General features: G+C 46.0%; 22 protein-coding genes. 8 read left to right on the top strand and 14 right to left on the bottom strand.

Features of this window, described 5'->3' with window-relative positions; genetic code table 11:
- Positions 1 to 72 precede the first annotated feature (72 nt).
- The 7 genes from FBF61_RS25900 to FBF61_RS25870 all read right to left on the bottom strand — a co-directional run bounded on the left by FBF61_RS25900 (position 73) and on the right by FBF61_RS25870 (position 8,088).
- Positions 73 to 1,374, bottom strand: a complete 1,302-nt coding sequence (locus FBF61_RS25900) for a DUF5690 family protein (RefSeq protein WP_138482870.1) — start codon at positions 1,372 to 1,374, stop codon at positions 73 to 75.
- Positions 1,375 to 1,393: 19 nt separating this feature from the next.
- Positions 1,394 to 2,752 carry an aspartate aminotransferase family protein gene (locus FBF61_RS25895; RefSeq protein ID WP_138482868.1) on the bottom strand — a complete coding sequence of 453 codons (1,359 nt, stop codon included), beginning with the start codon at positions 2,750 to 2,752 and terminating at the stop codon, positions 1,394 to 1,396.
- Positions 2,753 to 2,851: 99 nt separating this feature from the next.
- Positions 2,852 to 4,519 carry an alkaline phosphatase family protein gene (locus FBF61_RS25890; RefSeq protein ID WP_138482866.1) on the bottom strand — a complete coding sequence of 556 codons (1,668 nt, stop codon included), beginning with the start codon at positions 4,517 to 4,519 and terminating at the stop codon, positions 2,852 to 2,854.
- Positions 4,520 to 5,009: 490 nt separating this feature from the next.
- The gene (locus FBF61_RS25885; protein ID WP_138482864.1) at positions 5,010 to 6,140 is read right to left on the bottom strand and encodes a TIGR03364 family FAD-dependent oxidoreductase; all 1,131 of its coding nucleotides are present in this window, start codon (positions 6,138 to 6,140) and stop codon (positions 5,010 to 5,012) included.
- A 26-nt stretch (positions 6,141 to 6,166) separates the two neighbouring features.
- Positions 6,167 to 6,871, bottom strand: a complete 705-nt coding sequence (locus tag FBF61_RS25880) for an HAD-IA family hydrolase (protein ID WP_138482863.1) — start codon at positions 6,869 to 6,871, stop codon at positions 6,167 to 6,169.
- Between the two features lie 330 nt (positions 6,872 to 7,201).
- Positions 7,202 to 7,780, bottom strand: coding sequence for a helix-turn-helix domain-containing protein (locus tag FBF61_RS25875; protein ID WP_138482861.1), 579 nt, complete (start codon positions 7,778 to 7,780; stop codon positions 7,202 to 7,204).
- Positions 7,781 to 7,890: 110 nt separating this feature from the next.
- A complete protein-coding gene (locus FBF61_RS25870; protein ID WP_138482859.1) occupies positions 7,891 to 8,088 on the bottom strand; it encodes a hypothetical protein in 198 nt (65 codons plus the stop codon).
- 141 nt (positions 8,089 to 8,229) lie between these two features.
- Between FBF61_RS25870 and FBF61_RS25865 the strand changes: the two genes are divergently transcribed.
- The 3 genes from FBF61_RS25865 to FBF61_RS25855 all read left to right on the top strand — a co-directional run bounded on the left by FBF61_RS25865 (position 8,230) and on the right by FBF61_RS25855 (position 11,066).
- Positions 8,230 to 8,445 carry a helix-turn-helix domain-containing protein gene (locus tag FBF61_RS25865; RefSeq protein WP_138482857.1) on the top strand — a complete coding sequence of 72 codons (216 nt, stop codon included), beginning with the start codon at positions 8,230 to 8,232 and terminating at the stop codon, positions 8,443 to 8,445.
- 346 nt (positions 8,446 to 8,791) lie between these two features.
- Positions 8,792 to 9,892 (top strand): glycosyltransferase family 4 protein, encoded by a 1,101-nt coding sequence (locus FBF61_RS25860; protein WP_138482855.1) that lies wholly within the window; start codon positions 8,792 to 8,794, stop codon positions 9,890 to 9,892.
- A 52-nt stretch (positions 9,893 to 9,944) separates the two neighbouring features.
- Entirely contained in the window at positions 9,945 to 11,066 is a 1,122-nt protein-coding gene (locus FBF61_RS25855) for a glycosyltransferase (protein WP_138482853.1), read from the top strand.
- A gap of 24 nt (positions 11,067 to 11,090) precedes the next feature.
- Here FBF61_RS25855 and FBF61_RS25850 read toward each other — a convergent pair whose 3' ends face one another.
- The gene (locus FBF61_RS25850) at positions 11,091 to 11,462 is read right to left on the bottom strand and encodes a hypothetical protein (RefSeq protein WP_138482851.1); all 372 of its coding nucleotides are present in this window, start codon (positions 11,460 to 11,462) and stop codon (positions 11,091 to 11,093) included.
- A gap of 202 nt (positions 11,463 to 11,664) precedes the next feature.
- On the opposite strand from FBF61_RS25850, the gene FBF61_RS25845 reads away from it, so the two are divergent.
- The 3 genes from FBF61_RS25845 (at position 11,665) to FBF61_RS25835 (ending at position 13,828) form a co-directional block, all read left to right on the top strand.
- Positions 11,665 to 12,165 carry a hypothetical protein gene (locus FBF61_RS25845; protein WP_138482849.1) on the top strand — a complete coding sequence of 167 codons (501 nt, stop codon included), beginning with the start codon at positions 11,665 to 11,667 and terminating at the stop codon, positions 12,163 to 12,165.
- A 106-nt stretch (positions 12,166 to 12,271) separates the two neighbouring features.
- The gene (locus tag FBF61_RS25840; protein WP_166444612.1) at positions 12,272 to 12,643 is read left to right on the top strand and encodes a DUF983 domain-containing protein; all 372 of its coding nucleotides are present in this window, start codon (positions 12,272 to 12,274) and stop codon (positions 12,641 to 12,643) included.
- Between the two features lie 81 nt (positions 12,644 to 12,724).
- Positions 12,725 to 13,828 carry a Fic family protein gene (locus FBF61_RS25835; protein WP_138482845.1) on the top strand — a complete coding sequence of 368 codons (1,104 nt, stop codon included), beginning with the start codon at positions 12,725 to 12,727 and terminating at the stop codon, positions 13,826 to 13,828.
- A gap of 28 nt (positions 13,829 to 13,856) precedes the next feature.
- On the opposite strand, the gene FBF61_RS25830 is transcribed toward FBF61_RS25835, so the two are convergent.
- From FBF61_RS25830 to FBF61_RS25810, 5 genes are all read right to left on the bottom strand, one after another.
- On the bottom strand, positions 13,857 to 14,612 hold the full coding sequence (locus tag FBF61_RS25830) for a GDSL-type esterase/lipase family protein (protein WP_138482843.1): 756 nt from the start codon (positions 14,610 to 14,612) through the stop codon (positions 13,857 to 13,859).
- 81 nt (positions 14,613 to 14,693) lie between these two features.
- Positions 14,694 to 16,967, bottom strand: coding sequence for a DUF2357 domain-containing protein (locus tag FBF61_RS25825; protein WP_138482841.1), 2,274 nt, complete (start codon positions 16,965 to 16,967; stop codon positions 14,694 to 14,696).
- Positions 16,967 to 18,556, bottom strand: coding sequence for a DUF8727 domain-containing protein (locus FBF61_RS25820; RefSeq protein ID WP_138482839.1), 1,590 nt, complete (start codon positions 18,554 to 18,556; stop codon positions 16,967 to 16,969). Before FBF61_RS25820 ends, FBF61_RS25825 begins: the two co-directional genes overlap by 1 nt.
- Positions 18,557 to 18,662: 106 nt before the next feature.
- Positions 18,663 to 18,896 carry a DUF2905 domain-containing protein gene (locus FBF61_RS25815; protein ID WP_205748318.1) on the bottom strand — a complete coding sequence of 78 codons (234 nt, stop codon included), beginning with the start codon at positions 18,894 to 18,896 and terminating at the stop codon, positions 18,663 to 18,665.
- Entirely contained in the window at positions 18,889 to 21,369 is a 2,481-nt protein-coding gene (locus FBF61_RS25810) for a YfhO family protein (RefSeq protein ID WP_138482837.1), read from the bottom strand. The genes FBF61_RS25815 and FBF61_RS25810 overlap by 8 nt, the downstream gene beginning before the upstream one ends.
- A 320-nt stretch (positions 21,370 to 21,689) precedes the next feature.
- On the opposite strand from FBF61_RS25810, the gene pfkA reads away from it, so the two are divergent.
- A complete protein-coding gene (gene pfkA / locus FBF61_RS25805; protein ID WP_138482835.1) occupies positions 21,690 to 22,664 on the top strand; it encodes a 6-phosphofructokinase in 975 nt (324 codons plus the stop codon).
- 2 nt (positions 22,665 to 22,666) lie between these two features.
- Here the strand turns inward: pfkA and FBF61_RS25800 are convergent, their stop codons facing one another.
- Complete coding sequence (locus tag FBF61_RS25800) at positions 22,667 to 23,440, bottom strand: YdcF family protein (RefSeq protein ID WP_138482833.1); 774 nt, start codon at positions 23,438 to 23,440, stop codon at positions 22,667 to 22,669.
- A gap of 105 nt (positions 23,441 to 23,545) precedes the next feature.
- Between FBF61_RS25800 and FBF61_RS25795 the strand changes: the two genes are divergently transcribed.
- On the top strand, positions 23,546 to 24,949 hold the full coding sequence (locus tag FBF61_RS25795; protein ID WP_138482831.1) for a TlpA family protein disulfide reductase: 1,404 nt from the start codon (positions 23,546 to 23,548) through the stop codon (positions 24,947 to 24,949).
- Positions 24,950 to 24,953 lie beyond the last annotated feature (4 nt).

The following is a 24,953-nucleotide window of genomic DNA, read 5'->3' as shown; positions in this document are numbered from 1 at the left end:
TTATTGAGGTTAAATTGAGATTTAAAAAGGAGGGCAGATCGCTCTCCTTTTTTTTGTAAAAACCGGTAACAGCTATGCAGCAGCAAGCGAAGAACCTGCGTCTTTCTGCTCTTTGCTAACCCGGTGCCGTTCAAGATATACATTGCTCATGATAAGCAGTAAAAAGCAGATCGTGAACTGAAAATAGGTGAACTGCATGAGCACATTGGACCAGCTGTGGTCTTTCATAAAAAACTCTTTATACAGCAGCAGGCCAACACTACCCAGATACCCGATGCTTTCACATATATAAACAAAATACCCTGCATTGGCTTTGATCCTGAACAACGCGATCATGCGTTCAAACAACACCGTTTGCAGCACTGTATAAGCTAAAAACATACCTAACCCGACCAATAGCATCCAGTAAAACCCGTTGATCAGTTTTCTTTCAAACAAATAAGTTGCGAGTCCGGTCATCGTCATACCTGTGGCGAGGATCAGGTTCGTAATCCGGAAGCTGATCAGATTGCTTTTGATCAGAGCGAGGCTTCCTACCACAAACAGTACCACCACACCTGTGATCATTTCGGTGGAGGAGAGTACGCTGCTCGACCAGTTTACATCGATTTCATTCCAAATTTCTATCGTGAAATTATCCCGGAAATCGCGCACGACCACCAGCGTTGCATAGCAGGCAACCAAACAGATGATCGGAAACCCGAATTCCTTCATCACCCGCCGCTTATCTTCTTTGGTCATGGGAGACCGCTCCGTCCGCAGGCTGATGTCCTCCGGCGTCGGGGCCGGAATTACCGAGAGCATCCACACGAACATGATAAATAAAGGCAGGAAAAGCGCACCCATCAGCGCAGGCATCCAGAATTCGGAAACGCCGGGAAAAACCGCATGCACTTCAATATAGGTGGTCTTCATGATCCCAGAAGCGATCACTACACTGATGTTTAGACCCATTGCCAGCATTTCGGTAAACCGGCGCCCTTCCAGAAAACTGAAAACCACGCCATAAACCATCCCGAGCGGCAAACCATTGATAAAAAGAAACACGAAGTTGTAAGGAAAAGGAACAAGTCCGAAAAACACCAGGGCAACTTCTGCGATAAGGATCAGGCAGACGATCAGCATGATCCTGGAACTGGCCTTGAGTTCCGATATCACCTTGATCCCAGCGAATTTAGAGAGCGTATACCCCGCTACCTGTGAAATGATCAGGATGGCTTTGTAGCTGATATCCCATAACTCCAGCCCCTGATAGAGGCCGGAATTAAAGGGTTTACGAAAAGCATACATACAAAAATAAGCGCCAAAAGAAGCAACAACTGCCCAAAATATAAATAGTGCATTCGAACTTAAAAGCCTTTCTTTCAGACGCATAACCCAGTTATTTTATATTTTAGTCAATAGCCGAAGCCTTCATGAGGGCATGTTCCAGGATACCCAGCGCCGTTGTCAGTTCCTCCCGGCTGATAATCAGCGGGGGCGACAATTGCAGCACATTCCCCTGGGAAACTTTAAAACTTAATCCATTTCTGAGACATTCGTACATCACGATTTCGGCTTCCTTAACTGCTTTTTCACGGGTATTTCTGTCTTTCACAAGTTCAATTCCCCACAGCAGCCCCACACCCCGCACGTCACCGACGAGGGTAAATTTATCTTTCAATACGCCTAGTTCGTATTCCATAAACCGGGCATCATCCTGGACTTTTCCGAGAATATTGTGCTGTTCGATATATTCGAGCATCGCCAGTGCTGCTACACTTCCTAGCGGGCTTTTTTCGTGTGTAAAATGTCCCAGCGAAACACTTTGCGCGACATTATAGGATTCCCGGGCAACAATCCCGGCCATCGGCATCACGCCTCCGCCCATACCTTTTCCCAGGCAGATAATATCCGGCTCAATGCCATACAACTCAAAAGCAAACATCCTCCCCGTACGCCCGAATGCGATCGGGATTTCATCGAGAATGAGGAGGACCTTGTGTTTGTTACAAATTTCCCTGACCCTGTCCCAATAGGCCTGAGAAGGAATCTGAACATCGGTATTACGGATGGTTTCGATGATAAACGCACCGATATCACCCTCTTTTTCAATCACATATTCAAGATAATCCGCATAGGCCAGATCACCGTTACCTGCCGATACAAACGGCCCTCGGTAGGTCATTGGCGGCGGAATTCTCTCCACGCCCGGCATCATCGGGCCCATATCTTTTCGGAAATCCGTTTCTCCCCCCGCAGAAATGGCGTCCAGCGACGCGCCATGGAAGGAATCCCATAAGGAGATCACTTTGTGCTTTCCGGTCACGATCCTGGCAAGTTTCAGCGCCATACTGATCGCAGATGTGCCTCCCGGTGCAAACAGCACTCTTTTCAGATCGCCCGGCATAAGGCTTCCCAGCTTCCTGGCGAGCGCTATGGCCGGAATGTTGGTATAGCGGCGCGGCGAAAACGGCAGGATATCAAGCTGCTCCTTGACCTTTTCAACGACATAAGGATGGCGGTAACCGAGCTGATGCACGTTGTTACCATGAAAATCCATGTACCTTTTCCCCTGAATATCAGTAAGGTAAATGCCTTCACAAGAAGCCAGCACATCCAGACAAGGTGTGGAAAGTGATTGGTGCAGGAAATGTTCCGCGTCTTCATCGAGGTATGCAATCGTTTCCGGATCGTTCAAAACCGAGTACCAGTTTTGCCGGGCTGATGATAGATTGATGTCGCCTTCGGTTCTGTTGTGCGTTTCTGTCATGGTCTCATAGTCATCGTCATGTTCGTGCCCCGGACGTCCCCAGCCCCCAGCCCCGGACTTAAGTCCGGGGTTAATGGGATCCCGGGGTCGGTGGATAGGTTACGGGTTTATGAAAAGTTTATCCGCCGGGATGAGTTGTTTGGTCAGCCCCGGTCCTTTGTAAAATGCGTCCAGCCAGAAGCCGCCGCCATTGTTATAGTATTCAACACGGATGGCGTGTTTACCTGCTGTGAGTTCGATATTACCTGTCTCTTCTTCCACACCGTGGTTTCCGTCGTTATCAACCACCTCTTTTCCATCGATGTACAATTTACTGCCATCATCAGATTGGGTCGCAAACATATATTTGCCAGCTGTATCGATTTGTAGAAAACCTTCGAACTGCAACGCAAAACTGGAATTGTCTTTTTCGAGCAGTCCGTTGATCTGGTCACGGTTGATATTGAATTCAGAACTGGTCCAGGATGATCCTTTTTTGAGCTTGGAAAAAGCAGGAACCTCTTTCAATTCATTGCCCTGATAAAAGGTTGTTTTCAATCCGTTACCCTGACCTGATTTTACCAATCTGAAATAAGCCGTCGACAGTAAGCTGGAATTTCCTCTTTCGTCAAAAGATCTCGCTTTTACAACCGTTGTTTTGTCCAGTGTAAAAGGTGTTTTATAAACCTGGGAAGTACTATCCGGATCTTTTCCATCAGTGGTATACCGGGTTACACCTTTTTCACTTTTTGTATCGATCTTCACCTGAGGCTTTTCATTGATATACAATCCACCGGCTTGCTGATACAATTTTCTCTCAGGATAAATCACCGGCGCAGCCACTGACTCCTCCCCCATCCACAAGTTCTCCGGCTCTGCAAATCCTTCAAACGCAGCTTTCACAGGCCGTCCGGTCCAGGCATAAGGTTGTTCTATACCAAAAACAAAAGCAATTGTAGAAGCCAGATCGTACGTATAAACCTGTTGTTTTACTTCGTATCCTTTTTTAATGCCTTTCCCATAAAAAATACCCGCGATCTCAGCTTCCTGAGGGGTGGCACCGCCATGTCCATAGCCGACACCACCATGATCGGCCCAGATAATAACCAATGTATTGTTTTCAATGCCAGCTTCTTTAATACCAGCCAGCACTTTTCCGACGAGCGAGTCCGTCTTGGCAACAGACTTATAATATGCCGCAGAACCGTGCCCGTCGTGGTGGCCTGCATGGTCCACATGATCAAAATGGACAAAACCCAGTGTTGGCTTTTTTTCCTTGATATATTTTATAAAATCGGCAGCCGTTGAATCTTCCGTCTCGAAATGCTTGTCATAATTCATCGCATTTTTCTGAAACAACCTGCCAAAACCGCCCCAGTGGTAAACTGCACCAATCTCCGCATCAGGTTTGTTTTTCCGCAGGATACTGAATATAGTCGGAAAACGTCCGTCGGCTTCCTGCACGATCGGCGGCAAAGAATGATCATCCATTTCCCAGTCGTTGTCAATGATCCCGTGCTGCTCCGGCCCTGCGCCCATGATCATCGAAGCCCAGTTCTGACTGCTGGCGGAGGTTAGTACGGTACGTACATTCCATTTCACGCTTCCATTGGCGGTCATACTGTCGATTACCGGCGTTTCAGCTTTTTTGATACCATCAGGACTTAATCCGTCCACCCCGATCACGATCACGTGCTCGATACCCGACGGACTGTCCTGAACATTTTTCGAGCATGCCGTCAACAGCAAAGTGGCTATTGACAGCATGTAAGAGATTCTTGATAACATAAATTTAAATTAAGATTACTGTTTATCCCACCAAACATGGGTTTTTAATTTGAGACTGTTAATGTCTGTGCGCGTTCGTTGAAGTTCCTTTATTAGTATTTTTTACAATGATATTGACCCCGGCAAAGCCTGCCCGGTTTTATCGATTACTTTACCTTTGATATCTACCGCTGTATAACCGCGCGTTTTTGAATAGACTCTCCTAACGGCACTGTCATATACGTTTCTGATATTTTTTTCTTCTCAGTCCTGGTACCCATCGTATCATGCAAGCGATTTTTGTCAAATCGGGTGTAGAGCGATTGATGCGTGATGGCAAGGAAGCTCAGGGCGAGCAACCGTAACACATCAGCAAAACGGCTTTTGGAAACGCGGATTTCATTACTATGATTGGGTCTATTGTGTTCTGATTCCGGCTTATTGCCAAAATCTCTTCCCTTTCTGCATTATTCCACAGTGCGTATAAGTGAGCTTTTTGTATGAATGCTTTTTAAAGTTCCTGATATGTCCCCCCTACCACTTCATCGCAAAGACCAAAAGAAAGCGTCATGCCATTTCCTCCGAGCCCGTTGATAATTGTCACGCCTTCTTCAGGTTTTAGAACGATTTCGGTTTTCCCGTTTTTCATTTTTGGATAGATCCCGTGCCAGGTCTGAAACACCTTTGGCGACTTGAACCGGGCAAAAGTCCCCAGGTAATCGAGGATCATGGTATTGATAAATTCCCTGTCAAAAGGGTCAAAAGTGAGTGCGTATTCGTGCGAATCGCCCACGGTAATTTCTCCAAGGCCATTCTGGGAGGCCATCACATGGATGCCCCATTTCAGATATTCGGCATAATCCTGCTGGTATCTTGCTTTCAAGCCAGGCAGCGAAGCCGCGGCTTTGAACCCGTCGTAATGGATCAGCGACAAACCGCCGCAAAGGGCCGGGCCAATTTTCCAGTCGTCCGGCTGGGCTTCCAGGCGGAGCATCTGAAGTTTGCATTTGGTCAGCGGCGCAGCAGCAAACACCTCGGGGTAAAGTGTTTCGAAATCCTGGCCGCTGCAGACAAAAATCTCATCGGCAGACCATTTTTTCGAACCAGAGTAAACAGTCGGATATTCTATTCTGGATATGGCCGTGTTCCAGATAAAAGTTACGCCCAGCTTCGATTGGAGATAGCGCGGCACGCCCGCTATTGCCTCTCTTGGGTCGACGATCATTTCGTCATCGGAATACAGCGCACCCAGCAGGCCTGCCGGGTTTACCGCCGGGGATTTTTCCAATGTGTCTTTTGCACTGAGCACTTTTACCGGCCGGTAAGCACTTACCTCGGCAAACTGTTCAATAACTTCCAGCTCATCCTGGTGATAAGCCATGTGCAGGCTTCCGCCTTCATAAAACCAGCAATCAGCACCTGTCAAAACCTCTTTCCAGATACTTTTGGCATGCAATGCCCTTTCATATAACTTTCCTTCCGGCTGCCCGATAGGCCATACCATACCGAAATTCCGGATAGATGCGCCCACCGCTTTTTCCGAACGTTCGATCACCGTTACCTGATAACCTCTCGTAGCCAAAGCCCTGGCTGTTGCCAGCCCAACAATTCCTGCCCCGATTACAATAGCAGATTTGCTCATTTGAAAGTACTGATTAAATGCGTAATTTATTCCTGGGTTGAGTAAGTCCGGTTCGACGAAATGATCCTGACGACATCGGCAATATCATCTATGATATGCGTGGGGTTATAAGGCAGTAATTCCTCGCGTGTAAACGCGCCCGTGGTCACTCCAATCACATATTTACAGCCGGCATTGAACCCTTCATTTATATCTACTTCGGTATCGCCGACCTTGGCTACTTTTTCCGCCGAATCAATGCCGAGCGCACCCATTATTTTTTTGATCATATCCGGATAAGGACGACCATCGGCCACCTCGTCGCTCGCTACCAAAATATCAATTTTATCTTCCCAGTTCAGCCGGCGCAGGATCACCTCAGCTATATCCCTGGAAAAACCTGTATTCAGCGCGATCCTGATCCCGCTCTCTCTCAAAGTACTGAAAGTTTCTTCCACGTTGGGAAGCGGCGCAATATCCTGCGTAGTGTTATAAAAAGCGATCATGCCTTCGACAAATTCCGTATGGATCCGGTCGATCAGTTCTTCTGTGATCTTATCTTTATCAGCCTCAAAAATATCAAGCATCATTTTAATCGCTACGGGCTTTTCGTAGCCCATCAGCGGATTCACATCTTCAATAGCTATTTCGTAACCCGCGGTTTTCATCGCTTCCTGAAATGCAAGCCCTACAAAATTTTTGTCCCTGACTGTGGTTCCGGCCATATCAAAAACAACAAGTTCTATCGACATTTTACTTCTAATAATTAGTGAACTAATACTGAACTTTCAGGAAATCCGGGCAGTTTGAAATGATCCGACAGACCACTCAACGGTTGTAAAGTAATATTGAACTAAAAATTATCACGAACGACCTATTGCCAGAACTCTGAGCCATAAAAATATCCGTTATCACTTTAAATTACAAGTAAAAGTTAATTAATATTACATAATAACCTCCCTAATATTTTGCCGGTTACAATATTAGGCAAAATGGAGCAGATGCAGATTACCTAAATGTTAATTAATATTTAACTTTTAATAGTTTTTAACGATTCCAGAAAAAGTACCCGGCTGGGCGGGTCACATCGCTTCGTTGAAGAAATAAATGACGAGCAGCAACACCTCGTCGCCGTCGATGCACTTGGGGTTATGAAGTTCGTTGGCGTCAAAAAACATCGAGTCGCCCTGATTGAGGATATACTTGTTTTTACCGACCGTATATTCCACCGAACCCTGCAGTACGTACTTAAATTCAAATGCATTGGTACGCACCATAGGCCGTCGCGAATCTTTTTCCAGACGGAGCAAAACTACGTCTATATGATTATCCTTGAACTGTTTGCTGAAAATCCGGTGGTAGAAAAACCCTTTGGCATTCTCCTTTGTAAAAGGCTGATATTCCTCCTTCCGGCGGATCAGTACGTTTTCTTCCGGGCCTTTTGAAATAATATCCTTGAAAAAAGCATTCAAATCGATATCCAGGGCCTGGATCAGGCCAAGCATTACCGGGAGTGAAGGGATTGTCCGGCTGTTTTCTATCTGCGAAACGAGGCTTTTGGTAACACCCGCCTCATTGGCAATCTCCTGGAGGGTAACACCTTTGTTTTTCCTGACTTCCTTTAACTTGTTGCTGATCTGAAATAGAATATCTTCCTGCATATTCCGAAAATCGTATGGATGGATTACCTGTTTGTCATTTCAATATAGCCACAAGGTAATTTTTATTTCGGAAAACTGTGAAAACATTTCGTATACAGCTAACGTCCAGATCACTCGCTGCGGCGCTTTCGGGCAAGCACCGGATATTCCTTGCATTTCAGCTTTGCTATATCATTCTGCAATTTTTTGTTGGTCTTCCGGATCAGCTCGTTCTGAACTTTCATGATCGTCAGAAGGTCGTGCATAGCGTCCAGGTTTTCGAGCTGGGTCATTACTATGCATTCCAGGTCAGCTTTAGTGTATGTCATGATATTTTTGATTTTCGATAAATACTTTTAGCTTTTCTTGACAAATTTAGAGATAACTTTTCATACAGTCAATCAAATATTTCAGCTTGGTCTACATTTAATTTATTAGTCTTTAATTTGTCATGAAAAAATCATTTATCCATGACACGGCTGGGGGAGTATCTCAATAAAAAATCGGTTAACAAATCTGAGATTTCCAGAAAAACCGGAATCAGCAAAGCCCGCCTGAGCGAACTGACTTTGAACCTCTCAACAAAGCTCAGAGCTGATGAACTGTATCTGATTGCGCTCGCCATCAGCGTAAATCCCAGCGAAATTCTGACAGAAGTCTGCGGGCACCTGACGCTGGAGAAATAAGAGATGGGCTAATATAATGGCGACGGTATCCTGCGCCGTTCGAAAACTCAGATAAGCCTTTGAATAACTATCAGGAGGCTAAAAACAAATGGCCCCTAATTTAGGGCCGAACTCCTTTCTTTTGACCAGTTACCGATTCATGTTTTGAAAAACACAGGCTTCTATATATCATTCAGCCCTGCTGCGCGGAAGTTACTATTCTACCATTTTTTAGCAAAAACTGCCCCCTGAAACCCTAATCCCCCAGCGGTGACATTGCGCCTTCATGTTTCTTGGAAAATAACCAAATGGCTCCTAACTTTAGACCGAAACCTTGGCTTTTCAGCCGCTTATCTATCTCTACTTCTTGAAAAAACGCACACTTTTATACATCATTCATGATATTCAGCTGGGCGGCGTGGAGGTCGCGCTGGTGTCGGCAATTCCGAAGCTCAGCGAGCATTACGACCTGACAGTAGCCGTCTTAGGCCAAATCGACCCCAAGATGATCTCGCATCTTAGTGATAGCCAAAAATCTTGTTTCAAGACTTTTGATTATCCGCTGATCAGTTATCCGTTCAATATTTTCAGAATTGCCTTTTCTCTTTTGAAAATGAAGCCCGATATCATGATCTCCTCTCTCTGGAGAGCGTCTCTTGCCGGGAGGATCGTCAAGGCTATCGACCGCACCATTGTGTTTATCCCGTTTATCCACAGTACTACCTTTTTTCACCTGTGTGACAAGATATTTACATTGCTCGCGATCCGTTCCGCAGACCAGGTTTTCACCGATTCATCTGCCGCTACAAATTTTATACAGAAAGAGCATTCCCCGGGATGCCCGGTTACGGCTATATCATTTTTTACTCAAAAATCGCCCGCCGAAAAATCCAATCCCCCGTTGTCAGGTGATGTTATCAGGTTCATGTTTCTTGGCAGGCTCAATCCTGTCAAAAATTTACCCCTGGCGATTGACACAATCGGTGCGTTACGTTCCAGAGGATTAAATGCACATCTGGATATATTCGGCCGTGACGACGGAATGCTCGCTGATATTCAAAAGCATATTGCACGCAACAATCTCCAGTCTTTTGTAAAGTTTCAAGGTGAGCTGAATGCAGATCAAAAGATGCAGGCATTCCGCGAACATCATTTTCTTATTCAGCTGAGTTTCCGTGAAGGAATGGCTATGAGTGTGGCTGAGGCTATGCAAAACGGGCTGGTTTGCTTCGTCACACCCGTCGGGGAAATTCAGAATTATGCAGAAGACATGCATACAGCGGTTTTTGCAAATACAGGCAGCGAGGAAGAATGGGCCGCATCTCTTGAAAAGCTCGAAACCTGTGCAAGCGACCCGATCATGTATCAACAAATTGCAAATAACTGTTTCGAGCACTTTAAAGAAGTCGTAACCTATGCGGATTCCTTGACAGCTGCTATCGACCAGATCAGCGGAGGCTCTGGGTAGTCGTCCCGGAAATCAAAACCGCTGCTACCGAAACAAACACTACACACCATCCATGAAAATACTCCACGTAATCACACTAGCGGAACTTGGCGGAGCCCAATCAGTTTTATTGAATCTTGTAAAAGAATCGGTGCGGGCTGGCGATGAAGTAATGGTTGCATCCTCTTCAAACGGTGAACTTTGGAATATCCTGCCCAGAGAAGTTCAGAAGGCAAAGATACCGTCTCTGAAAAGAAAGATCAGCTTGTACCACGATTTGAAAGTGATCTATGAATTGAGACATGTTAACCGGGCGTATAAGCCGGACGTGATCCACCTGCATTCGTCGAAAATAGGTATCCTCGGACGTATCGCTTTCCCTGCACGAAAAATCATCTATACCATTCACGGCTTTGATTCCATAAGGCTGGCATTCCGCAAATTTTTGTACCTGGAGCGTCTATTACAGTTCCGGTCGAGATATATTGTCGGCGTAAGCATTTACGACCTCAAAAATATGGTTGAGGAAGGCATCAGGCATCATGTGAGCTGCATTTACAATGGCATAAGCGATTCCTATGGAAAATTCCCCGAGCCGCAGACAGACTCTTTTACCAGGATCAAAACCAAGATTTTAGCGGAACAGAGTTTCAGGGTCCTATGCATAGCCCGCCTGTCCCCTCCAAAAAACTTTACGCTCTTCTGTCAGGTAGCTGAAGAAATGAAATCGTACCCGGTCCACTTTTTCTGGATTGGGAATAAGCAGGAAGTTCTCGATACCCCAGCCAATGTACATTGCCTCGGCCAGGTAGAAGATGCACATCTGCTTTTGAAATACGCAGATCTGTTTATGCTTCCTACCAATTTTGAAGGGATGCCGATATCCATCATTGAGGCATTATGCTACTCAGTGCCAGTGACCGCATCCAACGTCGGAGGTATTTCTGAAATGCTGAACGGGCAAAATGGCATAGCACTGGAGAATACCGTAGAAGCTTTCGTTTCCGCCATTCTGCATTACATGAACGATCCGAATGCTCTCGAATCAGCCAAAGCAAACGCCCGGGCGGCCTATGAACAGCATTTTACTGTAAAATCCATGTTTTCGGCCTACCAGGAGCTTTACCATTCCATCGAACCAGAGAATCTCAACGGGACAACCGTTAAGCTACCTGAACCAGAGGACACCATCTGAGGATAGCGGAAGGTTTCATTGTTATCAAATAACCTTTAATTCCGGATCGTAAAAACTTTTCCAAACCTCGGCAGCTTCCTCCGCCGTCTCGGGCGGCTCGGCCAGGTATGCTTTCATTTTGGCCAGATTTATCGAAAGCGATTCTTTTGACGACAACTTCACGAGCTTTACAAGAAGTGTGTCGATCTCAGAGGTGTCGATGCGCCATATTTTGCTGTATTTGGTAAACCAGTTTTCGCTCAGAAAAACGTACCCATCGTAGCGGTACACATCCGAAACACCAAACGCGTCGATCACTACCGGCTCTGTGGGCCATTCCTGATCCAACTCTTTGTCACTGAAACGTTCCCTGCCATCGCCGAGCAAGGCTATAAATCTGTAATTTTTTACAGTCATCGGTTTTCAAATAATAGGTTACCTCTTAGCCTCTTTTCCAATTTAATCCTGAAAGTATAAAATTATCATTCCTCTACGCTGCCCTTTTTCGAAATAACATGTCCAGTTTTTGGCGAAAACTGGACATGAGGTCATAATCTGTCCAGAAAATGGACATATGTCGAGTACATGTTCAATATTTGCGTAAAAATGGACACGTTAAATGATCAGAATCTCAACACTCCCGCTCATCGAAAGTACAGAGCAGTTCCACGCCGCCAAACAGATACTGCTTGTTGATGTACTCTTTGTAGGTGACGCCCCCAGGGATATGCGGGAATATATCAAAAACAATCATGGCGGATTTGTTTACGAAAAGAAAACCTACGTACCTATCACACTTACCGGCGCACCAGAAAGCCTGCTTGCCAATGTGCAAAAGCCTATTACCTTCAAATTCGACAGAGGCTTTGAAAACAATTATTTTTTTGACAGTGAACTGGAAGTGGCGATCTGGCACAAGAAGCTATACGATATTTCGGCCCTTGTAAACGAGCCTTCCATTGCATTTGAGCGTGAAGAATCTTTTATCATAGAGCGTTATTTGTCGGGTGTAATCCCTTTCCCTGCAAAGCCGGAAGAAATAAAATTACTGACCCTGCCATCAAAAGCCCCTGCCATTGGCACCACGGCGATGAAAGGCCTGAAACCGGTACGGAAGTAGGCACTCCTGTGTCTGTTCCGGTGTATAATCTCCAAAAAAGATGTTTGCGGGCGAAAAGTCGTTAAAATATGTGCTACATTGTTTTTCACAGCCTCTCCCATCAAAAATGTCAAAGTTATTTAGCGTTGCCCGGCTCAAATGTCCCCGATGCCACAAAGGGGACCTGTTTGTGAAGCAAAATCCTTACAGTTTCAAAGACGGGATGAAGATGCCCGACCGCTGTCCGGTTTGCGGGCAGGATTTTCAGATCGAGCCGGGGTTTTACATAGGGGCGCTATGGACCAGCTTTCCGATTGTCATTTTCATCATGGCATTGCTTTCCATTTTATTGCTCGTCTTCATCAAAATGGACCTGAACTGGTTTTTTGTAACGCTCACCCTGATCCTTTTTCTACTGCAACCCCTGATCATACGCCTCGGCCGGGCAATCTGGATCAACATTTTTGTAGATTACGAGGAAGATGCGATTGAGGAGTGAAATTTGAAATGCGGAGATTAACCTTTCTATTCTCCGCAAATTTGCGGAGAATAATTTGTATATTCACCGCAAAAAGACGTTATGCCTTTGTACATCCATCAGCGAAAAAACTGGCCCGACTTCGTTTGGAACGACAACAAACTGGCCTGTGTATTGGGTGAGGTAAGGTATGAGCAGGGAAAAATTTCCGGTAGAATGGATTCTCTCGGCTTTTCGGAAAAAACAGAAACTGTTCTTCATACTATTACTCAGGATATCACCAAATCCAATGAGATCGAAGGAGAAGTATTGAATACAGATCAGGTTCGCTCCTCGGTAGCAAGGCGATTGGGCCTGGATGTCGCCGGACTGGTGCCTTCGGATCGCCATGTTGACGGTGTGGTTGAGATGACACTGGACGCAATTCAAAATTATAATCAGGAACTAACGAAAGACCGGCTATTGGGCTGGCAAGCGTCTTTGTTTCCTTCCGGCAGAAGCGGCATGTACCAGATCATCACCGGTAACTGGCGTGACAATGAAAAGGGCCCGATGCAGGTTGTATCCGGACCGATAGGTAAAGAAACCGTCCATTTTGAAGCACCAGAAGCTGCACGCCTGGATCAGGAAATGGATCAATTTCTACTCTGGTTTAATAGTGATATCGATATCGATCCGGTTCTTAAATCAGCAATAGCACATTTTTGGTTTGTAACTATTCACCCTTTCGACGACGGAAATGGCCGTATTGCCAGAACGATTGCAGACATGCAGCTGGCCAGGGCAGAGGCAAATTCACAACGATTTTACAGCATGTCGGCGCAGATAAGACAGCGCCGGAACGAATATTACACCGTATTGGAGAAAACACAAAAGGGAACGCTGGACATTACGGACTGGCTCGAATGGTTTCTTTCCTGCCTTAAAGATGCTTTAAACGTTACAAATGAAACGCTTAATTCGATATTGCAACGTGTTGCTTTCTGGGATAAAAATGCGACTGTCCCATTAAATGAAAGACAACGACTATTGGTCACCAAAATGCAGGAAGGCTTTTTTGGAAAGCTAACCACGTCCAAATGGGCCAAAATCGCAAAGTGCTCGCAGGATACTGCTGGAAGAGATATCCAGGATCTGATCGAAAAAGGAATTTTGAAAAAAGACGGTGCGGGCGGGAGAAGCACAGCATATGAGCTTATATGGTGAGTCTGTCTCCCGCATGTATTTAAAAAATTCAAAACTTCATCTTCCCGATCGCTTTCCCCCAGTATTTCCCCAAAACCACTACGCCCTCTTCATTGGGATGCAGGTAAAATACCCCTTGCTGGCCGTTTTCGGGTTTGAAATATTTTAGATGATGTTTTTTGAAGTATTTGAATGCTTTGGTATCACCTTTAAAAACACGTCCCGGCTCCGATTTTTTATAATCCGAAATCATGCCGTCAAGCTCAGGAATATACGATTGCAGCCGCTCCAAACCTTCCGCGAGATATTTGGACCTGTTATAGGTGTTGGTACTGTACCAGATCGGATGATGGATCACTACCTTGCTGCCGGGGTATTTATTAAGAAGCTCCGAAACAATCGTCTGCATGTTTTTTCTATACCCTTCTTTCGAAACCGGCGCACCATTCGGGCCCTCCATCGCACTGTCGTTGGTACCCAGTTTGATAGAAAAAATAAGTTGGTGATCCTTTAGCAGGTACAAACTATCAGCAGCTTTCGTGGCCAGTGGAAACAGTTTACCCGTTTCAGGAAGCCAGTCTACGGTTGTGGAACCGCTGCGCCCGACATTAGCGAAGGATACGTCTTCAATCCCCTTTTGTTCCTTCAGAAAATTAACTGCGTGGGTAGGGGGCGGAAACCCATTCGGGCCCCCTTTTCCCTGCGTAATGCTGTTACCAACAAAAACGATGGAAAGCTTCGTCTGGGAAAAAGTATGCAGACTGAAAAGGCAAAGAAAAAGACAAAAAGCAAAGCGGTTTTTCATTGGTTACGGGTTTGAATGGATCGGAATTGCTGGATTGTGAAATTTAAGTTTAAAACAGTAACCTGCAAAACTTCTTTTATCCTATTCCTTCACCAACACCTTCATCAGCTCCGTCAAACTCACTGAAAACGGAATCCCGGAAGCCCGGTTCGTTTTGTATTGCGACAGCTTCGATATATCCCAGCGCTGGGTCCTGAACTCGGGATCAACTTCGAGATCGATACGGTAAACGATGTACAAATCACCTTTCGGGGAAGGATACTTCTTCCTGATCAGGTCCTGCTTTGAGAAAATCCTGGGACCGGTTTCTTTCATTTTAAAAAGCTTCCCGGTAACCTTTTCCCCCGGCCCGTGAAGAAGCAGATACCTGGCATTTACCTCCCTGGCCCCAAGCGACAATGAACCGCTGTCTGTCCCCGTTCTGAAATTGTAAAGCTCGTTGCGCCTGATCCAGGCCAGCTGTTTTTCATTTTTGTAAAACCCTACCAATACGAAAGTATCATCCGGGATCAGGTCCCTGTTTTCACCGAAAGTCTCAGGCAGTACTTCCCTGACTTCATCTGTCTGGGGGGAATTATAAATGTCATAATTCCTGAAAGCCACCTTTTCCCGTTGCGAGGCGCGGTTGAGAAAGTGCCGGATAACATCGTCCAGAAAGCTTCTCAAGTCTTCCACGCCGCTATTCACCCGCGACGGCCGCACCGCAAAGGCACCCAGCCCAGGTATAAGCTCATGGAACCCTTTCCACTTATAAGGCTTTTCCGCACTGCCGGGATATAAAACATAAGCTCCGGCAGTTCTCCGGATAGCGTCTTTATAGGAATGCATTTTCAAAAGATCATCATGCCGGTAATCCGGGCTCTGTGCCGTCACGTCTGCTGAATCGATCGTTTTAGTTTCTTCCCCAAAAATCGCCGCTACGGTTTCGATCTTGTATTTGGCATCAAAATGAATATGAACGATCAGCTCATCGGTTTCGGCCTGCATCTGGCTTACACCTGCGGGCCAGATCGAAAGCGTATAGTCCGGGCGCATGCCGGTTGTCCAGCTGCCAGCTTGCGGATAATCATTCTTCCCCGAAAACGATCTGTTAAAACTGAACTCCACATTCAACTTCCGCGAATCCCCGTCAAAAACTCCATTAACTGCGATATGTTTTCCCTGCTTCAACTGCAGCCCAAGGCCGTCGCGCGTGGGTTTGATGAGGTTGTCAATACTCGCGGGCTCTATCGAAAAAACCTTTCTGACGAGTTCGAGTAACTGAAAAAACAGCCAGTACTCATATAGCGCAGCCACATCCTTTTTGCCCGCTTCATACACATCATCCCCGCCCCGCCAGATCAGCCGTGCAGCAAGGTCAAACATCAGCCATACTTTAAGAACTTCTTTATAACCTGGTTTTCGCTGCAGCACCGGACTGTTCAATGCCAGCACCACGGGTTTTTCAACATCCCTGAACATGGCATGCCCCAGCATCAGATCGAGCCGAGTTTCCAGCAGCACTGCCTCATCATAAAGCCTGCTTCCCTTCCGTGCCCGCTGCCGGAAATCGCCGATAAAGGCACAGAAAGTTTGCAAGACATGTTTTACAAATCTGTTCTCCGCAGTGTCGGGCGACTGCTTTTTGGCATCAACGTAGATCCGGACGGGAACTGATTTCAGCCTGTTCTTTTGTAAATGTGCATCCGGCAAAAATATCCTGTTTCCCGATCCCGCAATTTGCCTGCCCACCTTACTACCCATTTTTTTAAGGTTCCTGATATCCTTCGTCCCCTCCGTCCTTGCCCAGGCTGTAACAGGGTTGGCGACGATCTTCTGTACGGCGTTACCAAACTCCTCCGATTCGAGGATAGACCGGATAAAAGAAAACCGCTGATACATGGTCCTCGAATCCTGTTTAAAATCAGGCGTGAAATGATGTGTCACCGGCGAGCTGTGCTCCAATAGTAAATCGGTACACTTCTCAGTGATCCCTTCCAGCATAAACCTGTAATCGTGACGGTAACTTGCCTTTTTCGATCTGACTTCCAGCTTGATGGTTGCACATTTTCCCTTCGCAGGATTCAGGATATCAATCGCTAACGTGCCTGTATAGATGTTGGGGGCCAGCCTGCCCGAGGAGGCATTTATCCTGGAAGGATTGACAACTTCCGAAGCTTCCAAAGCATAATGATCCGAAATAATATATTCGTAAAAGTGCCCTTCCAGCAGCTGTATCCGTGCTTCCGCATTCTCGAAAGCTTCCAGTTCATTGATTTCAAAAAGTGTTTCATACGCATTTTCCAGACCGATAATCTTCAGGCTTACCAGCTCATTGGCCACGGGAATCCTGATATTTATTTCATTGATAAACATCAGGCTTCGGCATAACTCGTGAAACCATTGTCTATTAACCCTCTGTACATTCTGCCGAGTTTTTCCAAAGTGACGGGAAAATATATGGGACCCAGTTCAGACAACTCTTTTTTCGAATTAAAATAATCGTCAATTTTTTCACTATCCTTTACACAATGCCTGGCGATCGCCCTTAAAACCGGTTCCAGCTTTCTCCGGGAGCCATATACCTTAGGCAACAGCTTCTGCATCAGCGCCGCGTCTATAATTTCATGAGCAGTCCAGCTGGGTTCGATCCGGTTAACCATAGATGCAAACCTCAAAATTTCCGATGCGCTCCTGTATCCGAATTCCGCACCAGCGGGTTGCAACTCTTTAAAAAAGCTGAGAAGAACAGCCGTAATTTGCTCCTTATGTTTCAACTTGAAATTTTTATCCCTGGAAATATGGATAAAATGCGCCCCCATCTCAGCTCCCCCTGCATGTATGTTTTCCAGGTCCGGCGCAGCCTCAAATTCCAGAAACCCCTCCATCTCAGGTAACGTAATCCTGAACTCGATCACGTTGGCCCTGTCCAGTACTTTGGGGCTGAACATATAGGTGGTCTCATCGATATTAACCGTACCGATTATAAACAAGTTTTTGGGTAAACTGATCCTGGAAGGAATGTTATCCTCGGTACCGTTAAGTTCCGGATGCAACAAAATTTCCTCTCCTGATTCCATAGCACTCAGAAAATCCGCAAAATAACGCTCTACATGGCTAAGGTTCATTTCATCCAGGATCAGGAAATAGGGCTTGTCCGGATTGTTCATGGCACGTAATATCAGATCGAGCACGCCACTTTCGGGCCTGACGTATTTTCCAGGCTCCAATGCGTTGGGATAGCCCAGCAATGGCTCGCGGTTGGTCCAGTCCGCACCGACGGCCACGACACAAATCTGATCACGGCCACCGCAAATCCAGCCCGAAAATGCCTGTGCCAACTTGGTCTTTCCCGACCCTGAAAGCCCTGTCAGGATCACAAAAGGCTTACTCAGAAGCGAGGCAATGAAACGGAGTGTGATTTGAGCACTTATATGAAGATTACAGGCAGCGATTTTATCCTGAAAGTCGGTGTAAATAAATTCCGGAGCGGTAACGTCATCCCGCCCCGAGGTTTGATTTAATGTCTGACGATAAATTTTGAGGATATCCTGAAGATCTTTTTCGACTTCTATCCGGCTCAGATTTTGAGGGTCTTCGTATACTTTGAACACAAAGGAATCTCCGTAACGCGCCGGCTTTCCGATATTGTGCTGTTTAAAATAGGCACCAATTTTCTCAGGGTACGTTATTTTCCAGCTGATTTCCGGCGATATCGTTTCACTGACGCCATATGCCAGAATGAGGATGTTTTGCTTTTTGTAGTAAAGATAAAACGGATATATACCGTTGCTGATCTGCTGACCTCCTGCCAGGAAAGATATCCAGGTAACTCTTGCAGGATTTCCTTTGCCAAAACTTACTTTGACTTTGAGGCCTGCGTATTCATCCTTAAAATGTGCGGTTTTCAGATCGCCGGTACCCGACTGCGCGAGGAACCTGACCAGTTCTTCAAAATACTCCATGAAATAGTGTGTGTTAAGTAATGCCTAAAATTCTATCTCATAGTTACTAAAAAGATGAATGATTTTCTACTTCTGCCAGATAATGTTTGATCACCAACATTATCTTCTAGGTTAAAAACCTGCGGACCAACCAGATAACAAGGTTCAACACGCCGCTCAGCAGCAACATGGTTGTAATCGGGAAGAAAAAACGAAAATTATCCCTTTCGATACGGATATCGCCAGGCAGCCTGCCGAGCCAGTGCAGCTTGTCACCGAAAAAATAAACCAGGCCACCGGCAACAACCACCAAAATTCCGATGATAATCAGGTATTTGCCGGTGGCTTGGATATCAGGCATTTTGTTTTCTCGCTTCCACTACCAACGCACCAATAATCAACGCGACCAGCAGCAATGAGCTGATCAGGTCCACTTTGCTGCCTGCACTTACCGACACGGGCTCAAAACTGAACTTGATGGTATGCTTTCCGGCAGGTACACGTAAAGCCCGGAGCACATAATTGGCCCGCAGCAGATCGACAGGTTTGTCATCGATGGTAACTTTCCATTCGTCCCGGACATTGTAATATATTTCTGCAAAAACAGCCAGCCCTTCATTTTTAGCATCACTTTCATACACCAGTGCATTGGGCGCATAACTGATCAGACTGATTTTGGCGGAAGAATCCGGCAGTAGCGTCAAGCCGGTCAGCTTATCCGCAAAACGCTGATCAAGAACCGCTTCAACACGTGGATTCAGAGAATCGAGCGCACTCATTTCGGCATCTGCATTGGGGACAATTTTATATTTTTCAACAAACCATGCGTGCCCTAATGCACCCGGATTGGCCTGAGCTACTTTGTTGCCCTGCTCATCAGCCGAAATAATGTATTTGGTATTGAGCATATTGAGAATGCCCGGATTGGCATTCTGCTTGGCAATCTGGCGTTCAAATAATTCCTGGTAACGACGCAGCTTGGCAGCATGATATCCCCCCAGCGATTTGTGAAAATAAGATGCAGTTGCACTTTGAAACGGAGAGGTTGAAGCATCGAGGACTTTAAAATCTGGATCGGTATCCCTTAAAATCTGCTCATCGGCAGGCGAAGGAGTGGTTACGGCCTGTGCCGCGTAGTTGCTTACGAAATCGTCATTGTTCAGGTATCGCTTACTCACACCAAACTGGTCAAAAATCATGATCAGAATGAATGCTGGGTAAAAAATGAAAGGTTTGATCATATCTTTCATCCATAACCAGACGAGGCCCGCGGTGAGCAGAACAAAAACAAGGCTACGCATGGCATCGGCCTTCATCATCCCCTGGCGGTCTGTCAATACCGCATCAAATATCTGCTGGGCGAAATTTTTATCCCCCGACATCTGCGTAAAATTCGCAACGAAATTCTGGTCGTTAGCCGATTGGAAGCTGAAGAAAACGCCGGGCATCAAAGCCATCAGTAATGTAATTCCACCTGTTATACCCAATGTGATCAGGAACGGACGCTGAAAAGCTTTCCAGGTTATTTTCCGCTGAACCAATGTTTGCAAAGCTAAAATCGCCACGAAAACCATCAGCAGCTGCACCAGCGCAAGCACCATTGTCATAGCCCTGAACTTGTTGAACATTGGGAAATAATAGAAGAAAAGATCATTGACCGGCGCGAAGTTTTTACCCCAGGCCCATATCACATACAGGATAATGATCCCGACGGCCCAGTTTTTCAGCGGTCCTTTTACAATCAAAAGTCCGAGAACGAAAAGAAAAAACACCATCGCCCCGGCATAAACCGGACCACCCAGGATGGGCTGGTCACCCCAGTATGACGGTATCATCCGCGCAACGTTCTGCAATGCAGCCGGATCTGATACGCGGCTCGCCAAAACCTTGAAAGTTTCAGAAGAAGGCGAGAAACCACCGCTAGACGCACCGCCGTAAGCGTTCGGGATCAGCAACGTCAGCGTTTCCCCGATTCCATAGCTATATTCAAACGCATATCCCGGATCAAGCCCATCCTGTTTCGGAGCTGTTCCGGCGGATTTCAAAGCAGTAAGTTCAGGCTTGCCGCGTATGGTTTCTTTGCTGTAGTCATAGGCGTTCCATAAACGGGTGGTATGTGTTCCGACGGAAACAACTGCTGCCAGCACAAGCCCGGCTATAATGAAGGTGAGCTGTTTGATGTCCCCTTTTTTTATCAGTAAAAAGCTCTCAATCGCCACCAGAACAATGATTCCTATTCCAAGGTAGTAGGTGATCTGAATGTGATTTGCATAAAGTTCGAGCGAAAGAAACAATGCGGTGAGTGCCGATCCCGCCAGCCAGTTTTTACGGAAAGCAAGCAGGACACCCGCCAGCACTCCCGGCGAATACATGATCGCAATCACCTTTGAAACATGGCCTGCTTCAAGACTGATCAGATTAAATGAGGCAAAAGCAAAGGCTATTGCTCCCAATGCGGCCAACCCGATGCCTGTCCCCAAAACCAGAAAAAGCACGTAGGCACTTACCAGACCAATTAAAAGGTAATTGGCAGGTTCCGGTAAAAGTTTATTGATTCCCTGCCCAAGCTTGGTAGGTATACTGGTAGGATAGTCGGTAGCTACCAGGTAGGCGGGCATTCCTGCAAACATCCCGTTCGTCCAGCTGGACCACTCTCCTGTTTTTTTATGGTAATCGATTACCTCGCGCGCAGCCCCCCTGGCCTGCAGATCGTCACCCATATTCAGTTTCTTGCCTTGTAAAACCGGAGAAACATACATGACCGACAAAGCCATGAAACCAATTACAGCTACCAGATGCGGCCAGATACGCTGCCAGGAAATCAGATTTTTCATTTTAATAACATTAAGCTAAACCAGTCGTTTTCTCGGTTTGCACTGATGACAGGAATTTTTCACAAATATGACTTTTCCATCAGCAACAGTTTAGATAATTGCACCGGAATTCATATTAAATAATTATTAACCGTCGCAAATATATAAGTAATGATATATGTTTGAGGTCTTAAATTTGAATCTTCGCCCGGCTTTTTTTTAATATAATTAAGAAACAGGTCATATATTTTAAGAAAATACCGGATAAATTTGCAGAAATTGTGCCTTGAAGGTTTCAAAGCACCCAATTAGAGATTGATTAGAAGTAACCCGAAATTTAGATGAAAAGAATTGGAGTATTTACCTCAGGAGGAGATGCGCCGGGGATGAACGCCTGTATCCGGGCCGTTGTCCGTGGAGCGGTATATCACGGCATTGAGGTTTATGGTATAAGAAGAGGATATAGCGGGATGATTGCCGGAGATGTTTACAAGATGGAATCACACTCGGTAAGCAATATAGTACAGCGGGGAGGAACGATCCTCAAATCTGCAAGGAGTAAAGAATTCATGACTCCGGAAGGACGCAAAAAGGCGCATGAAAATTTACAGTCGCTCGGCATTGAAGGCCTTGTGGCGATCGGTGGAAACGGTACTTTCACAGGTGCGATGATATTTGGCAATGAATACGGCATACCCACAGTGGGCGCGCCGGGAACCATTGACAATGACTTGTACGGTACAGACTATACCATCGGTTTTGATACGGCAGTAAACACGGCGCTCGATGCTATCGACCGTATCCGTGATACGGCCAGCTCCCACGATCGTATTTTTTTTATTGAAGTAATGGGCCGCGACTCCGGTTACATTGCCGTGCAATGCGGTATTGCGGGCGGAGCTGAACTTGTAATGGTACCCGAAGTACTGACGCCCATTTCACATGTGGTGGAAACATTGAAACAAGGCTGGAGCCGTTCCAAGTCGTCTTCCATCATCATCGTTGCAGAAGGTGACGAAGAAGGCAGCGCCCAGGAAGTAGCGGATAAGATCAAAGGTCAGGTGGATGAAAACGCGGACATCAGGGTTACTACGCTTGGGCATATTCAACGCGGCGGTCAGCCATCTGCATACGACCGTATCCTGGCCAGCCGTCTGGGGCTTGGCGCACTGGAAGGGTTGATCGGAGGACAAAAGAATGTAATGGCAGGGATTATCAACAATGACCTGGTTTATACCCCTTTTGAAGATACAATCAGGCTTCCCAAACCAATTAATGAAGATTTGCTGAGGATGGTGAAGATACTGAGTGTCTGACCTTACGAATAACCCACCAGTTTGTACATGATGTAACCCACCCATTCGTGCCATAAAAAGCTGAAATATGCGAGGGCGTTGGGATCGGGAACAAGGGCATTTTTAAAAGCCACGGAATAATAACTTCCATAGTAGTCGGCCGGGAATTGATCCGTTTTAACACCCACTTTTGCAAAACACCCGGCTGACCTGGGCATATGGTATGCCGACGTAATCAGCAGGTAACGCCCGCCAGGAAATTTTTGATTTAATATTTTTGCCGAAAAAAGCGCATTCTCCCGCGTATTTCGCGCATTTTCTTCAAAAATAATATCCTGCGCAGGCACTCCCCATTGGACCATTAAGGCGGCGGCACGGCGGGTTTCTCCCTGGCCGGCCTCCATCATCGGCTTGGAGCTCGTACCTGTGATGAGCACCTTTTTTATTTTGCCCGCTTTGTAAAGTAAAAAAGTCTGAAGTACCCGGTCGCCATGTGAACCGAGAACTGCATGGTCCTCACTGGGCATATTGGCACCTATCAACCCGCCGGAGAGCAAAATACCCACGTCGTAAGTACCGTCAAGGGCGCTGATATTGACCGGCCGCGGCTCCCACCAGTTAAATACTTTGTTAACCAGCCAGGTATTGGAAAGCAGCAGCATGGAAACACAGGTAAGCAGCAGCATCAGCTTTCTTTTCTTGTTATTTTTTGTTGCCAGACCGTACAGCATCAGCAGAAAAATAATGCTGAGGGGCATGATAAGGAAATCTATTGCTTTGGAGAGAAAATAGAACATTTGGATAAGAAGCTGATAGAAGTTGTCGTTTTGAGTTTAATTTTGGGCTCTGATAAAGGTGAAATAATTAAATAAAGAATTCATAAACAAACGGCCGCTTTCTCCATGAACTATTATACCCGCAATGCGCTCTTCGCTTTTCTTTTAGCCGTCGTGTTTTTTTCAGGCAGCTCAGCCCAGGGTTACCGCATTGAAGCTACAATTAAAGGCATCAAAGATTCATCGCTGGTGCTGGGCCATTACAACCGGAACCACACGCTGTTTGTACCCAAGGATACGGCAAAGGCCGACTCAGAAGGCAAAGTGCTATTTGAAGGAAAAACAGACCTGCCGGGCGGATTATACGTCATTATTATAGGAGGCAACAAAAGTCTTGTAGAGCTTGTTTACTCCGGAAAAGAGACCAATTTTTCTTTTGAAACCGATTCGACAGATGTGATCGGAAAAATGAAAGTGACCGGTTCACCCGAAAACGAATTGTTTTATACCTATCAAAAGCGGCTTAAATCCGTCTCTCAGGAAATTCAGGCATTGAATAAAAACAAAAACGCAGACACACCGGCCAAAGTAAAGACGCTGCAGGACAACTTTAAGGTATACCGCCAGAAGTTCCTGAACGAAAACCCAAAAACCTTTACTGCGCAGCTCCTGAACATGTCGAGTGACCCGGAAATCCCGGCTGCGCCGAAGCTGCCCAACGGCAAAACGGATTCTGCGTGGGTTTTTAACTACTACAAATCACATTACTGGGATTACTACGATTTTTCAGATTCCAGGATTCTCAATACACCTTTTCTGGAACCCCGACTCGAACGTTATATTAAATCGTTGGTTGTACAAACACCTGATTCACTGATCCGGGATGCGGATATGCTGGCGAGAAGAGCTACTAATAAGGACGTTAAAAACGTAGTGGTATTTTATATCACCAATCAATATGAAAACCCAAAAACGGTAGGTACGGAGGCGGTTTGGGTGCACATGGCAAACAAATATTACCTGTCCGGAGAAATGGGCGTTTCAGAGGATGTGAAAAAACGTATAGCTGATAAGGTGAACACCATGAAAGACTTGCTGGTCAACAAAACTTTCCCGGCCTTGTCGCTCGTAGACCCTGCCGGAAAGAAAGTGAGCGTGCAGTCTATTGCAGCCAATTATACGGTACTTTTCTTCTATGCGCCTACCTGCGGCCACTGCAAGGAAGCATCGCCGGTACTGAAAGCTTTTTATGATAAAAACAAAGCGAAAGGCATCAAGGTAATGGCCATTTCAACGGAGCATAACAAGGAAGAATGGGCTTCGTTTATCAAAACTTACCACCTGGAAGAACTGATCAACGGGTTTGATGCATTGCAGGAAATTGATTTTCTCAAAAAATTCGATGTGGTAACAACTCCAACAATCTATATTTTGGATAAGGATAAAAAAATCATCGCGCGTAAAATGCCCGTGGAGCAGCTCGATGATTTTCTTAACTATTATCAGACCAAAATAGCCCGGAAAATGTGATCCG

Origin of the sequence: Dyadobacter bucti (genome assembly GCF_005869225.1) — a bacterium.
In the GTDB taxonomy this organism is placed as follows: domain Bacteria; phylum Bacteroidota; class Bacteroidia; order Cytophagales; family Spirosomataceae; genus Dyadobacter; species Dyadobacter bucti.
Note: the sequence above shows the minus strand (reverse complement) of the source record. Positions and strands in the feature narration are given on the sequence as shown.